The organism is Curtobacterium sp. YR515, from assembly GCF_900113095.1.
GTDB lineage: Bacteria > Actinomycetota > Actinomycetes > Actinomycetales > Microbacteriaceae > Curtobacterium.
On sequence record NZ_FOOD01000003.1, the window covers coordinates 141690 to 155365 of the forward strand.

Genomic DNA, 13676 nt, shown 5'->3' on the forward strand with positions numbered 1-13676 from the left:
TGCCGCGCACCTCGTGAGCAGAAGTGGTCGGGTCTGCGCACGTGACCCGACCATTTCTGCTCACGAAACCTCGCGGGGCGCCGCGCGCCCCGCGCCCCGCGCCCCGCGCGTCAGACCGTCGCGACGCTGCCCGTCGGCACCGCACCGCGCGAGCGCGCGCGCCGCGCCGCGCCCGCCGCGACGGACGTCAGCACCACGGCCGCCGCCGTGATCCCGGCCCCCGCCCAGATCGGCGAGGTGTACCCGAGCCCCGCCGCGATCGTGAGCCCACCGATCCAGGCGCCGAGCGCGTTCCCGAGGTTGAACGCCGCGATGTTCGCCCCGCTCGCCAGGGTCGGCGCGTGGTCCGCGTACTGCATCACCCGCGTCTGCAGCGCCGGCACGGTGGCGAACCCGAACGCCCCCATGAGCACGAGCGCGATCACGGTGAGCACGGGCGAGGCCGCCACTGCCGCGAACACGGCGAGCACCACCGTGAGGACGACGAGCACCACGAGGAGCGTGCCGTCGATCGACCGGGACGCGAGCTTGCCGCCCGCGAAGTTGCCGACGAACAGACCGATGCCGAACACGATGAGCAGCCACGGCACGGCGCCCGACGAGAACCCGGACACCGAGGTCAGCGTGTACGCGATGTAGGTGAAGGCGCCGAACATCCCGCCGTAGCCGAGCACGGTGATGCCGAGCGAGAGCCACACCTGGCCGGAGCGGAAGGCGCCGAGCTCTCGGCGGAGCGAGGGGACCGCGGCGTCGGCCGAGCGGACGGTGGGGACGAGCAGGGCGACCCCGACGAGGGCGACGAGACCGATCGCCGCGATGGTCCAGAACGTTGCGCGCCAGCCGAGCGCCTGGCCGAGGAAGGTGCCGAACGGGACGCCGAGCACGTTCGACGCCGTGAGCCCGGTGAACATCAGGGCGACCGCGGACGCCCGCTTCTCCTTCGCGACCATGTTCGACGCGACCACGGAGCCGATGCCGAAGAACGCCCCGTGGCAGAGGGCCGCGATCACCCGGCCGAGCATCATCACGCCGTACACCGGCGCGAGGGCGGACAGGGTGTTGCCGATCACGAACAGCACGAGCAACCCGATGAGCACCGGCTTGCGGGGGAGCCTGGTGGTCGCGGCGGTGAGTCCGAGCGCGCCGACGATGACCGCGAGGGCGTACCCGGTCACGAGCCACCCGGCGGTGGTCTCGGTCACGCCGAAGTCGGCGGCGACCTCGGGCAGGAGCCCGGTGATGACGAACTCGGTCAGGCCGATGCCGAATCCGCCGAGTGCGAGGGCGATGAGTCCCGCGGGCATGGATGTCCTTCCGTTGTGCGGTGCAGCTGGGCCGCGTACGCTGGTTGTTGCAGACGCGGGATATCGATAGTTGCACACGCGGGGTATCCGCGCAAGCAACCAATCCTGCCCGGAAGCACACCAGGAGGCCCCTCATGTCCGTCGACGACTCCTCCGTCGCCGTCCGCGCCCACGGCTGGCGCACGCTCGCGGCCCTGCACGGCCTCATCGAGACGCGGCTCGAGCGGGCGCTGCGCGCGGTCGACCTGTCGGTCGTCGAGTTCACGGTGCTCGACGCCCTCCGCCGCCAGGACGGCTTCCACATGCGCATGCAGCAGCTCGCCCGGGCGGCAGCGCTCAGCCCGAGTGCGACGACCCGGCTCGTGAACCGCCTCGAGGAGCGCGCCCTCCTCACCCGCGTACTCTGCGCCGACGACCGCCGCGGGCTCTACACGGAGCTCACGCACGCGGGCCAACGGCTGCTCGACGAGGCCACGCCCGTGCACGCTGCCGCGCTCGAGGAAGCGCTCGCCGAGGCGCGGGAGGTCCCCGAGCTCGAGGAGCTCGCCGTCGCGGTCGACCGGCTCGAGGGTGCCACCGTCTGAGGTCCAGGAGGCGCGGCTCGACCCCGCCCCGCACGCTACGGTGAGCGGGTGGTGCGGCGGACAGGACTCGTGGTCGGTTTCGCGGTCGTGGTCGCGCTGGCCCTCGGTGGCTGCGTCGCCACGCAGGGTGCCGACGCCGACCTCGCTGTCGAGGCGTACGTCGAGCCGGGTGACGGATCGGCGGCGACGGTCTCGGACGCGTCCCGTCGTGCGGCGACGATCGGGATCGACGGCGTCACGGTGGCGGACGACGGTGCCGGGCTGAACGACCTGCCCGACGGCGTGGCGGCACTCGCCCGCACGGCGCGTACCGGTGGAGCCGCACCCGAACTGCTCGTCAGCAACTTCTCCGAGTCGATCGGGGACTTCTCACCCGAGGTCGGCACCGCGCTGTTGTCGGACGCCGGGAACCGCTCGCGGGTCGCCGAGCGCCTGGCGGAACTCGCGTCGGATGCGCACATGCGCGGCGTGCAGATCGACCTCGAGTCGCTCCGGAGCCGCGACCGTGCCGGGCTCGTGGCGTTCGCCGCGACGCTCGAGGTCGCCGTGCACGAGCGGCTCGGGTCGGACGCCGAGGTGTCGATGGCGGTCATGGCCTCGACGGACGAGCGGGGCTACCGCGACACCGGGTACGACCTCGGCGCGCTCGCGGACCACGTCGACCGGTTCGTCCTGATGACGTACGACCAGCACGGGCCCTGGAGCGGTGCCGGCACCATCGGGTCCCTGCCGTGGGCGGAGCGGGTGGTCGATGCGGCCGAACGCTCGGGCGTCCCGGCCGACCGGATCGACCTCGGCATCGCGGGGTACGGGTACGTGTGGAGTGGCTCGGGTGACGCGCAGGTGAGCCCGGCGCGGGCGCGGGAGCTCGCGGGCGACGATGCCCGGTGGTCGGCCCGGACCGGCGAGTGGTCGGCGACGCTGGACGACGGCCGCGAGCTGCACTGGTCCGACGCACGTTCCTACCGGGCGCGGGTCGCGCTCGCCGAGGACCTCGGGCTGCACGGCGTGGCACTGTGGTCCCTGAACACGCTGGAACTGCCTGGATCGGAGGCGACGTGAAGCTCTTGCTGACCTCGGGAGGCGTCACCAACCCGACGATCCACGCCGCGCTCGTGTCGATGCTCGGCAAGCCGGTCGAGGAGGCCAACGCCCTCGTCGTCCCCACGGCGCAGTGGGGGCATCCGATGTGCGGACCGGCCTCGGTCCGGGACCTCGTGGCCGGCGGTCCCGACTCCCGCGCCTTCACCGGCCTCGGCTGGGCGTCGATCGGCGTGCTGGAGCTCACGGCGCTGCCGACGATCGACCCCGAGCGGTGGCGGCGGTGGGTCACGGGAGCCGACGTCCTGCTGGTCGACGGCGGGGACGCCACCTACCTCGCCCACTGGATGCGGACATCCGGGCTCGCGGACCTGCTGCCCTCGTTGCCCGACACGGTGTGGGTGGGCGTGAGCGCCGGCAGCATGGTCATGACGCCGCGCATCGGCGCGTCCTTCGTCGCGTGGCCGTCAGCGATCGACGACGTGACGTTGGGGGTCGTCGACTTCTCGATCTTCCCGCACCTCGACGCGTTCCCGGAGAACACCCTCGAGAACGCCGAGCGGTGGGCGGCCGAGATCGGCGTTCCGACCGCCTACGCCATCGACGAGCAGACCGCCGTGGCGGTCGACGGTGGCTCGGTCCGGGTCGTCTCCGAGGGGCGCTGGGTGCAGCTCGCGCCGTGACGGGATCGGCACCGACCGGCGGACGCCGGTCAGCGGGCGACCGGCGGACGCCGGTCAGCGGGCGCGCGGGGGAGCGGTCGTCGACCGGACGACGAGCGACGGCGGCACGAGGACCCGGGTCGGCTCCGGCCGCTCGGCTGCACCGATCAGCTCGACGAGCCGGTCCGCCGCGAGTCGCCCGACCTCGTCGTTGTGCGGGTCCACCGTCGTCAGGCGCAGCAGGGGTGACGCGGCGAGCGGGGTCTCGTCGTTGCCCATGACCGACACGTCCTGCGGTACCCGGAGCCCGGCCTCGTGCACGGCGGCGATCGCGCCCATCGCCATGACGTCGTTCGCCGCGAACACCGCGGTCAGGTCCGGGTGGTCCTCCAGTGCGCGGACGGTGCCCCGGTAGCCGGTCTGCTCCGAGGTCGGTCCCTCGCCGTACACCAGTGGCTCGATGCCGGAGGCGACCATCCGGGCGACGGCGGCCTCGCGGCGGACGGCAGCTGGGCCTCCCGAGCCGGTGACGTGGGCGATGCGGCGGTGACCCAGGCCGACCAAGTGATCCGCGGCCAGACGTCCGCCGGCGGCTTCGTCGGAGGCGACGACGTCGAGTCCTCCCGGGACGTCGGCGCGTGCGCCGGCGATGACGACCGGGGTGTCCGCGGGGACGACGAGGTCGGGGAAGCCCTCGGCGGCGAGCACGACACCGTCGACACGGAGCGAGACGAGGTCGTCGAACGGGGAGGAGTCGAGGTGGGCGTTCGCGCGGGTGTCCGCGAGCGTGAGGCGCAGGCCGTGCGGGGCGAGCGCGTCGCGGATGCCGTCGAGCATCGGGACGTACCAGGGGTTCCGGAAGTCGTCGACGACGACGCCGATCGTGCGCGTCCGCGTGCCGGCGAGGATCGCAGCGGCACGGTTGGGGCGGTAGCCGAGCTCGGCGGCCGCGTCGAGGACGGCCGCCCGGCGGGTGTCCGAGACGCCGGGGTCGTCGCGCATCACCATCGAGACGAGCGACTTCGAGACACCGGCACGGGTCGCGACGTCGATGATCGTCGGTGGTCGGGACACGCGGCTCCTTGACAGGACATGGGTGGGTGCGTCTACAGTCTACCGACGCTCTCTGGAACGTTCCAGAGCCATCACCGACTTCTCGAGGGAGAGAACATGAGCGACAGCATCGGCGTCGCCGTCATCGGCGCCGGCATGGCCGGCAAGGCCCACATGGCCGCGTGGCGGAACGCACCGTCCCTGTTCGGTCACACGCTGCCGCCCATCCGGCTCGTGTCGGTCGGCGACGTCTACGAACCGCTCGCGGCCGAGGCTGCGACGCGCTTCGGGTACGACCGGCACGACACCGACTGGCGAGCGATCGCCGAGGCCGACGACATCGACGTGGTGAGCGTCGTCGTCGCGAACACGCTGCACCGCGAGATCGTCGAGGGGCTCCTCGCGGCCGGCAAGCACGTGCTGTGCGAGAAGCCGCTCTCGGACTCGCTCGACGATGCCCGCGCGATGGCGTCCGCCGCCTCGCTCGCGGCCGGTCGTGGTCTCACCGCTCGCGTCGGTTTCACCTACCGACGCGCTCCCGGCCTCGCGGCGATCAAGCAGCTCGTCGAGGACGGCACCCTCGGTCGCGTCCTGCACGTCTCCGCGCGGTACTGGACCGACTACGGCTCCTCGCCCGACGTCCCGTTCTCGTGGCGCTTCGCGGGGGCCCCGGGGACCGGTGCACTCGCCGACGTCGGGTCGCACCTCGCGTACGTCGCCGAGTTCCTGGCCGGCGAGGTGCAGAGCGTCAACGGCGGCATGTTCACCACGGCGATCACCAAGCGGCCGATCGCCGCCGGGTTCGCCCTCCGTGGCCAGGCCGTGCCGTTGACCGGGGAGTTCGCCGACGTCGAGAACGACGACTACGCCACGTTCAACGCGCGCTTCGGCGACGGCTCGGTGGTCGGTTCGCTCGAGGTCTCCCGGGTCGCGACCTCACACCCGAACGGCCTCGTCGTCGAGGTGTTCTGCGAGCGCGGCGCCGCACGCTGGGACCAGGAGCGCGCATCCGAGATCGGACTCGCGCTGCAGTCCGACGGCTCCCGTCTCGGCGGCTACCGTCAGGTCGTCCTCGGCCCGGACCACCCCTACGTCGCCGGCGGCATGGCGATGGACGCTCCCGGTGTCGGCTGGGGGCAGAACCAGATGTTCGAGTACCAGGCGCGTGCCTTCCTCGACGAGGTCGTGGGCAACACGGCCGACCCGCTGCCGGCGAACGCCACGTTCGACGACGGCGTCCACAACATGGAGATCCTCGACGCGGTGGCCCGGTCCGCCGCCGACGGAGGAGCAACCGTCGACCTCACCGCAGCGTCCGTCACCGGAGGAGCACACGCATGAAGCTCGGTCTCTACAACGCGATCTTCCACGACCGCCCGCTCGCCGCGGCGCTCGAGGCCATCGCGGGCAACGGCCTCACCGGCATCGAGCTGAACACCGGCGGGTTCCTGCCGCCGGTGCACGTGCCGAACGTCGACGAGATCCTCGACGACGACGCGGCGCGCGACGCCTTCCTCGCGCAGTTCGACGGGACCGGCGTCTCGATCGCCGGCCTGAACTGCAACGGCAACCCGCTGCACCCGGACCCGGAGATCGGGCCGAAGCACGCGGAGGACGTCCGCCGCAGCATCCGGCTCGCGGCCCGTCTCGGCCAGGACCGGGTCGTGACGATGTCGGGTCTCCCCGCGGGGGAACCCGGCGGCACCCGGCCGAACTGGATCGTGAACGCCTGGAACTCCGCCGCGCTCGACGTGATCGAGTACCAGTGGAGCGTCGCGGTGCCGTTCTGGCAGGAGATCGACGCCCTCGCCCGCGAGCACGGGGTCAAGGTCGCGCTCGAGCTGCACCCGCAGAACGTCGTCTTCAACCCGGCCACGATCCGCGAGCTCGTCGAGCGCGGCGGGCTGACCAACGTGGGCGTCGAGCTCGACGCGTCGCACCTGTTCTGGCAGCAGATGGACCCGGTGGCGGTCGTCTGCGACCTCGGGCCGCTCGTGTTCCACGCCGCCGCGAAGGACGTCCGGATCAACCCGCAGGCCGCGATCAACGGCGTGCTCGACAACTCGTTCCGTCGGCTGTCACCGGACGAGCCGCGCACGAACCTCGGCGGGGACGAGTGGGCGAACGAGTGGCCGAAGCCGTCCGCGTGGGACTTCGTCGCGCTCGGCAAGGGGCACGACGAGGCGTACTGGTCGGCGTTCCTCGAGGCCCTGCGCGAGGTGGACCCGGACATGTGGGTGAACATCGAGCACGAGGACACCGAGCTCGGGCGCGAGGAGGGCGTCGCCGTGGCGGCGCAGGTCCTGCTGGCCGCCGACGCGTCGCTGGCGGCTCGCGCCTGACGCGCAGCGGGATCCGGACTGGAGGCGCGGATCGCGTGCGCTGATCGGCGCACGCGACCCGCGCCTCCAGTCCGTCGCCGTGTGTCCGGCGGCCCGGTCGGTGACGCATCCCCCGGTCCCTGTCACCGGGCCGTTGTAGCATGCACGACACCTGTCCTGAGCCGAGGAGGCCTGCGTGCCGGAACCGACCGACCCCGCCTTCCCGATCGAGCGCATCCGGGACGTCGGTGACGACATCACCGCCGCCGTCTCCACCGTCGTCGACGGCAAGACCGAGGCCATCCGCACCGCCCTGACGGTGATGCTGGCCGAGGGACACCTGCTCGTCGAGGACGTCCCCGGCGTCGGCAAGACGGTGCTGGCCAAGGCGCTCGGCGCATCGGTCGGCGGGTCCGTGAACCGCATCCAGTTCACCTCGGACATGCTGCCGTCGGACGTCACCGGCGTGAACATCTTCGACCAGTCCTCCGGCACGTTCCGGTTCTCGCCGGGGCCGGTGTTCGCGAACGTCGTGATCGGCGACGAGATCAACCGCACGAGCCCGAAGACCCAGTCGGCGCTGCTCGAGGCGATGGCCGAGGCGCAGGTGACCGTGGACGGCGTGACGCGCAAGCTGGACAGCCCGTTCATGATCGTCGCGACGCAGAACCCGATCGACATGGAGGGCACGTACCCGCTGCCCGAGGCCCAGCGTGACCGCTTCATGGCCCGCCTGACGATGGGATACCCGAGCGCCGACGCCGAACGGCAGATGCTGACCAACCGCGGTGGGGGCGACCCGCTGGCGCACCTCCGACCGATCGTCGACGTGGACACCCTCCGCGACCTCATCCAGTCGGTGCGCACGGTCCACGTCGCGCCCGACGTCGAGGCGTACATCGTCGCGATCGTCCGGGCCACCCGCAGCCACCCCGACATCGTGCTCGGTGCCAGCCCGCGGGCCACGCTGCACCTCGCCTCGGCCGCCCGTGCCCACGCCGCGCTGCTCGGTCGTCCCTTCGTCACGCCGGACGACGTCGCCACGCTGGCGCCGGTCATCCTCGCGCACCGGCTCGTGCCGGTCGCCCGCGGCCTCGGAGGCACGGGCGACGACACCGTCCGCGACATCGTCGTGCGCATCGTGTCCGACACGGCCGTGCCGTTCACGGCGACCCCCGTCCGCTCCTGATGTCCGGGTCCCCGGCGCCGACGTCGCTCGCGCTGCGTGCCGGCGCCCTGCGCTCCGGGGCGCTCCGGTACGGGCGGCGTGGCCTCGCGCTGTTGCGTCGCACGCCGTTCCCCCGACCGACCGTGCGCGGCTGGACCGTGATCGCGGTCGGCATCGGGCTGATCGGCGGCGGGCTCGTGGGGACGACGAGCGTCGCGGTGTCCGCGGGGCTGCTGCTCCTCGTGCTCGTGGTGCTCGGCATCGTCATGGCGTTCGTCGTCGCCGCACCGCTGCGCGGCAGCCGGAGCACGGCGCGGGCGATCGTCCAGGTCGGCGAGGTGTACCGCGAGCGGATCACCCTCGGCGGGACGAGCCTGCCGATCGGCCCGCGGTCGATGCTCCTCGTGCGCGAACAGCTCGACGACGCCCTCGTCAGCATGTCCACCGCCGAGACCTACGCCGCCGTCGGGCCGAACCTCCCGCCGGCGGTGCTCGACGTCGAGGCCCTGGCGATGCACCGCGGGCGCAGCGTGGTCGGCCCGGTGACGATCCGCGTCGAGGACCCGTTCGGCCTGCTCCGCATCGACCGACCGGTGGTCGCCGCGGAAGAGGTCGTCGTCGTCCCGGCATCGACCCCGCTCGCGTCGCTCGACGCGGGTGCGCTCGCCGGAGCCGTCTCCGCCGACGAAGGCCGGGTGGGGCAGGGCGGGTCGGCGGACGACAGCGAGCTCCGCCCCTACCGCCCGGGTGACCCGATCCGCCGTGTGCACTGGGCCCAGAGCGCCCGCCGCGGGGAACTCCACGTCCGTCAGACCACACAGGCGCAGCCGCCGGAGGCCGTCATCGCCCTCGACGTCCGACGCGAGTCCTACCAGCGCCTCGGCCGCGACGACCTGGCCGAGCTCTCGGACCTCGGCGGCGACGCCGCGTTCGAGCACGCGGTCGTCGTCGCCGCGAGCGTCGCACGGGCACTGGCCGCACGGACCTCGCGCGTCGTGCTCGTCAGCGACGGACCGTCCGGCAGCACCCGGCACGCGGGGGACGCCGGCGGACTGACCGACGTGCTCGTGGGGCTGGCCGACGTCCGGGTCCGCTCCGACGCCCGCGAGGTCACCGAGGTCCTCCCGGACGTCCGCGGCCGCGACGTGCACGGCATGACCGCCGTCGTCACCGGCAACTGCACCGCCGAGCAGGCCGCCGAACTCGTCTCCGCGACGACCGGGTCGAGCCGGGGGATCCTCGCGACCATCGTCCCGCCGGACCCGGTGGTGCGCGGCATCCTCGATCGCGGCGGGTGGCGGACCCTGGTGGTCCCGGTCGCCGGTGCCCACGCGCCCGGGAGCATCCGGTGAGCGGCGTCGCCACCCGTCCGGCCCCGCCCCGGGGCGAGGCGCGGCGTGAACCCGACCGACGGGTCGACCGACCGGACTCGCCGAGCCCGTGGGTCGTCGCACTCGCACCGGTGCCCGTGCTCATCGCCGCCCTCGCCATGCGTCCACTCGTGCAGGGCGTCGCGTGGTGGGTGTCCGGCGTCCTCGTCGCCGCCGTCCTCGTCGGCACGATGCTCGCGGTCCGTCGTCGGGCGCCCGGGGTGCGGTTCGTGGCACTCGTCGCGGCGCTCGTGGTCTGCTCGTGCGCCGCTGCGGTCGTGAACGACGTCCAGCCACTCGGGTGGCTCGACCGGAACGGCGCGCTCGGCGAGACGCTCGCGGCGATCCGACTGAACCCCGCACCGCTGCCGCAGTCCGACGCGATCCGGCTCATCGTCACGGTCGCGATCGGCTGGGTCGCCGGCGTCTCGCTGTTCCTCGCGGCCGTCGCCCCGACCGCCGCACTCGCCGCCGTCCCCGCGCTCGTGATCCTCATCGTGCCGGGCGTCGTCACCGGAGCCCCCGCGGCACCCGGGCTCGTGATCGCCACCGGCATCGCCTTCCTCGTCCTGCTCTGGCTCTCGGTGCGGCCGGTCCAACGGGCGTTCCCCGCCGCCGTCGTCGGGGCGATCGGACTCGTCGTCGCGGTGGGACTGCCCGCGATCGTGCCGCTCAACGCCAGCTGGTTGTCCGGCGTCACCGGGGCGATCCAGTCGCCCGTGCAGCCCGGGCGCCCCGGCACGCTGCTCAACCTCGGGCAGGACCTCCGGCAGCCGAACGAGCTCGAGGTGTTCCGCTACCGCTCGTCCGACGGTCGGCCGGAGTACCTGAAGCTCGCGAACCTCGACGAGTTCGGCACCGGCGACTGGGTGCCGACCACCACCGACGCCGCGAAGTCCGAGACCGCCGACCAGCAGCAGTGGGCGGTCGGCATCAACCCGCGGCTCTCCAGCCGCGGCGACGTCACGATCCGGGTCACCGGGCTGTCGAGCAACTACCTGCCCGTCCCCGCCGGCGCGGTCTCGATCGAGTCCCGCTCGACGAACCTCGACCTGTCGCAGTGGCGCTGGATGGGGGAGTCGAGCACGGTGCGTTCCACCGGCCCGGCCACCCCGCGCGGTGCCACCTACGAGGTGTACGGCGCCTCGACGTGGTCCGGCGAGTACCTCGACGCGATCGCGAGCTCAGGCCTGCTCGGACGCGCCGACGGCCGCGGGTTCGCCACGCCGTCGGCGAACCAGCTCCGGACCGACCGCGAACTCCCCGACAAGCTGCCGGTCAGCATCGCGCGGACGGCGCAGCGCGTCGCGGGCGGCGCGGCCACCGACTACGAGAAGGGCCGCGCGCTCGAGCAGTGGTTCCGCAGCGACCTGTTCACGTACTCCGAGACGGCGCCGGTCGAGCAGGGCTACGACGGCGACAGCATGGACGTCGTCGCGAAGTTCCTGCAGGTCCGCGAGGGCTACTGCGTCCACTTCTCCTCGGCGATGGCGGTGATGGCCCGCACGCTCGGCATCCCGTCGCGCATCGCGGTCGGCTACCGGGCGGGCTCCACGCAGGCCGACGGTGAGTACACGGTGTCGAACCGGCAGCTGCACTCGTGGCCGGAGCTCTACATCAAGGGCGCCGGCTGGGTCGCGTTCGAGCCGACGCCCGACTCCGACGCCGCCGCGACGCCCTCGACCGAGGCCACCTCCACCCCCTCGGCCGCCGCCCCGGAGACACCGCTGCCCGCCCCGGGCGAATCCGCTCCCGCCGCGTCCGAGACGCCGACGCCGAGCGCGTCCGCCGTACCGGGAGCCGCCGGGTCGACCGGTGGTGGGGGCAACGGACCGCTCGGGCTCGCGGTGGGTCTGGTGATCGCCGTGGCGCTGCTGGTGTCCCCGGCGCTCGTCCGGGCACTCCGCCGTCGGACACGACTCGGCGCGGTGCGATCGGGCAGGTCACCAGCGGTGAACGCCTGGCGTGAGGCGCTCGACGACGTCGCCGACCACGGCTACGCGCCGGGCCTCGCGCCGCCGGGTGACGCCGCCGCCGCAGCGCGGACGGCACGTGCGGTGCTCGGGCGGCTCCGGCCGTCGGTGCCGGCGACGGTGCTGCCGCACCTCGAGACGATCGTCGACGCGGTCGACCGGGAGCGGTTCGCCGCGGGCGGTGCAGCATCGGTGGACGCTGCGGCGTTGCTCGCGGCGGTCCAGGAGGCGCGGGTCGCCCTGGACGCCTCGGCCTCCGGTGCGCGGGTGCTCCGGTCGCGCCTCGTGCCGCCGAGCCTGCTGCCGTCGTCCGCGTGGTCGCACGAGGGGCGGCGCGCGCGCCGCAGCCCGGCGTAGCGCCGCGCGCCGCGCGCCGCGCGCCGCGCGCTCGTAGCGTGCGAGGTTCCGCGCCTGGTGCGGGGCCCGCAGGGTCCCACCGCGCGCGGAACCTCGCACACTGCGTCACCCGCCGCAGCGCGTCAGCGCCGGCGGATGACCGCCTCGACGAGGGCCGCGACGACCTCGCCCGGGTTCACCCCGGGCAGCGCCGCCGCGTCGAACACGATCCCCACGTTCGCTCCGATGAGCACCCGGGAGAAGTCCTCGAGCGACATCCCCGCATCGATCTCCGGGTGCGCCCCGAACCACAGCTCCACGAGCTCGAACACGCCGTCCTGCAGCTCCCGCCGCTGCCGCACGAACTCGGGCAGGAACTCGGGGTGGCGCGTGGCGTACCCGCGGAACTCCGACAGCAGGGCGAACTGGCCGCTCTGGTCGTGCCGCCCGAACGCTGCCCGGACGACGTCGCCGATGTCCACCGCGGCGATGTCGGCGCGGACGAGTTCTCGCAGCGACCCGAGCACCAGGTTCGTCGCGCGCTGCATGACCTGCGCGACGAGGTCTTCCTTCGACGAGAAGTTCGAGTAGACGGCGCCCTTGCTGAACCCGGCGCGGGCGGCGACCTCGTCGAGCCGAGCTTCGTGCACGCCCTGCTCGGCGAAGACCTGGGCCCCGGCGGTGAGGAGTCGTTCCCGCACCTCGGCCCGCGGGGTCCGGGGCGTGGGCGAGCCGGTGACGGAGGGGCTGGGGTCGGAGGCGTCGTCGCTCATGGTTCCTGATTCGACGGGCCCGCCGTGATCCGTCGGGTCCGGCTTCGTCGGGCTGGCGTGGTGGTGGGTCACGACCATTGTGCTGGAGGCAGGGTGCGTCGGGAGACCTGCCGCGCCGCGCGTCTGATCCCGCGCGGCATCAGCGAAGCCCCCAACCACAGGTCCGTACGGAACCGGCGCGTTCGGGTCGCGTCGGTGCACCAGCGGACCATGGATGCCGGGTCGATACCCGGCGGTACTGATTGTACGACCGAGCACCGACAGATGACAGCCCCTTCGCGGATTCAGCTGTCCGACGCGTCCGCGGGCCCCGACTCGTTCTCGTGGTGCACGCTTCCCGCGCCGGACCGTCGCCCCGGCCGTCGCAGCAACCGGATCGCGTCCGGTCGGAGCTTCCGGCCGCGCTGGAGCAGGGATCCGAGCGTGGACTTCGGCTGCCACTCACGACCGTTCGGCAGCCCCCAGCCGCGCCGGACCGCGCCCCACCGCAGCCCGAGGGAGAGCACGATCGCGGCGACGATGCCGATCGAGGGTGACCCGAGGTGCGACGCGACGACCATCACGGCGGACGCGGCGACGGCGACCGTGGCGTAGAGCGCGTTGCCGCCGAACACCGCGGGGACCCGGCGGAGCAGCAGGTCCCGCATCGCACCACCGCCGACCGCCGTGATCGTGCCCATGATGATCGCGGCCGGCCAGTCCAGCCCGGCGTCGAACGTCCGCTGCACCCCGACCACCGACCAGAAGCCGATCACCGCGGCGTCGAGCACGGTGAACAGCCGGTCCCAGGTCAGCTCGGAGAACGACACGAAGAAGGCGATGAGCGCACCGGCGATCGCGACCGGCACGTACAGCGGGTCGACGAGCGCGACGGGCGGCCCGTTCTGCAACAGCGTGTCGCGCAGCATGCCGCCGCCGAGGCCGGACACGAACCCGACGACGAGGAACCCGAAGAGGTCGAAGTCCATCGTCCGCGCGAGCGATCCGCCGAGCAGCGCCGACGCGAACACCCCGGCCAGGTCGAGCACGTTCGTGACCGACGCCAGGCCATCGACGGACAGCAGGTTCATGAGAACCATCAAACATCACCG

The 13676-nt window shown here is 73.2% G+C and carries 12 protein-coding genes; 8 read left to right on the forward strand and 4 right to left on the reverse strand.

The window, feature by feature from the left end:
* Positions 1-110 precede the first annotated feature (110 nt).
* On the reverse strand, positions 111-1304 hold the full coding sequence (locus BM028_RS08840) for an MFS transporter (protein WP_092386030.1): 1194 nt from the start codon (positions 1302-1304) through the stop codon (positions 111-113).
* Positions 1305-1438: 134 nt separating this feature from the next.
* Here BM028_RS08840 and BM028_RS08845 point away from each other — a divergent pair, with 134 nt between their 5' ends.
* Genes BM028_RS08845 through BM028_RS08855 form a run of 3 tightly spaced genes read left to right on the forward strand, consistent with a single transcriptional unit; the run spans position 1439 to position 3612 of the window.
* Entirely contained in the window at positions 1439-1888 is a 450-nt protein-coding gene (locus tag BM028_RS08845) for a MarR family winged helix-turn-helix transcriptional regulator (RefSeq protein ID WP_070418145.1), read from the forward strand.
* 48 nt (positions 1889-1936) lie between these two features.
* Entirely contained in the window at positions 1937-2950 is a 1014-nt protein-coding gene (locus BM028_RS08850; protein WP_092386032.1) for a glycosyl hydrolase family 18 protein, read from the forward strand.
* A complete protein-coding gene (locus BM028_RS08855; RefSeq protein ID WP_092386034.1) occupies positions 2947-3612 on the forward strand; it encodes a Type 1 glutamine amidotransferase-like domain-containing protein in 666 nt (221 codons plus the stop codon). The genes BM028_RS08850 and BM028_RS08855 overlap by 4 nt, the downstream gene beginning before the upstream one ends.
* Before the next feature lie 54 nt (positions 3613-3666).
* Here the strand turns inward: BM028_RS08855 and BM028_RS08860 are convergent, their stop codons facing one another.
* A complete protein-coding gene (locus BM028_RS08860) occupies positions 3667-4665 on the reverse strand; it encodes a LacI family DNA-binding transcriptional regulator (protein ID WP_092386036.1) in 999 nt (332 codons plus the stop codon).
* A gap of 96 nt (positions 4666-4761) precedes the next feature.
* Between BM028_RS08860 and BM028_RS08865 the strand changes: the two genes are divergently transcribed.
* The 5 genes from BM028_RS08865 to BM028_RS08885 all read left to right on the forward strand — a co-directional run bounded on the left by BM028_RS08865 (position 4762) and on the right by BM028_RS08885 (position 11833).
* Positions 4762-5985, forward strand: a complete 1224-nt coding sequence (locus BM028_RS08865; RefSeq protein WP_092386038.1) for a Gfo/Idh/MocA family protein — start codon at positions 4762-4764, stop codon at positions 5983-5985.
* A complete protein-coding gene (locus tag BM028_RS08870) occupies positions 5982-6986 on the forward strand; it encodes a sugar phosphate isomerase/epimerase family protein (RefSeq protein WP_092386040.1) in 1005 nt (334 codons plus the stop codon). Before BM028_RS08865 ends, BM028_RS08870 begins: the two co-directional genes overlap by 4 nt.
* Before the next feature lie 175 nt (positions 6987-7161).
* A complete protein-coding gene (locus BM028_RS08875; protein ID WP_083295231.1) occupies positions 7162-8154 on the forward strand; it encodes an AAA family ATPase in 993 nt (330 codons plus the stop codon).
* Positions 8154-9485 (forward strand): DUF58 domain-containing protein, encoded by a 1332-nt coding sequence (locus BM028_RS08880; RefSeq protein WP_071302792.1) that lies wholly within the window; start codon positions 8154-8156, stop codon positions 9483-9485. The genes BM028_RS08875 and BM028_RS08880 overlap by 1 nt, the downstream gene beginning before the upstream one ends.
* Entirely contained in the window at positions 9482-11833 is a 2352-nt protein-coding gene (locus BM028_RS08885) for a transglutaminase TgpA family protein (RefSeq protein WP_092386042.1), read from the forward strand. Before BM028_RS08880 ends, BM028_RS08885 begins: the two co-directional genes overlap by 4 nt.
* 122 nt (positions 11834-11955) lie before the next feature.
* On the opposite strand, the gene BM028_RS18685 is transcribed toward BM028_RS08885, so the two are convergent.
* Both BM028_RS18685 and BM028_RS08895 read right to left on the reverse strand, forming a co-directional pair.
* The gene (locus BM028_RS18685; RefSeq protein WP_070418152.1) at positions 11956-12585 is read right to left on the reverse strand and encodes a TetR/AcrR family transcriptional regulator; all 630 of its coding nucleotides are present in this window, start codon (positions 12583-12585) and stop codon (positions 11956-11958) included.
* A 284-nt stretch (positions 12586-12869) separates the two neighbouring features.
* Positions 12870-13655: a trimeric intracellular cation channel family protein gene (locus BM028_RS08895; protein WP_092386045.1), complete on the reverse strand. Its 786-nt coding sequence runs from the start codon at positions 13653-13655 to the stop codon at positions 12870-12872.
* Between the last annotated feature and the right edge of the window lie 21 nt (positions 13656-13676).

Bases quoted from the DNA above. Each gene is read 5' to 3' on its own strand.
- BM028_RS08840 (WP_092386030.1), bottom strand. From the start codon at position 1,304: ATGCCCGCGGGACTCATCGCCCTCGCACTCGGCGGATTCGGCATCGGC.
- BM028_RS08845 (WP_070418145.1), top strand. From the start codon at position 1,439: ATGTCCGTCGACGACTCCTCCGTCGCCGTCCGCGCCCACGGCTGGCGC.
- BM028_RS08865 (WP_092386038.1), top strand. From the start codon at position 4,762: ATGAGCGACAGCATCGGCGTCGCCGTCATCGGCGCCGGCATGGCCGGC.
- BM028_RS08870 (WP_092386040.1), top strand. From the start codon at position 5,982: ATGAAGCTCGGTCTCTACAACGCGATCTTCCACGACCGCCCGCTCGCC.
- BM028_RS08880 (WP_071302792.1), top strand. From the start codon at position 8,154: ATGTCCGGGTCCCCGGCGCCGACGTCGCTCGCGCTGCGTGCCGGCGCC.
- BM028_RS18685 (WP_070418152.1), bottom strand. From the start codon at position 12,585: ATGAGCGACGACGCCTCCGACCCCAGCCCCTCCGTCACCGGCTCGCCC.
- BM028_RS08895 (WP_092386045.1), bottom strand. From the start codon at position 13,655: ATGAACCTGCTGTCCGTCGATGGCCTGGCGTCGGTCACGAACGTGCTC.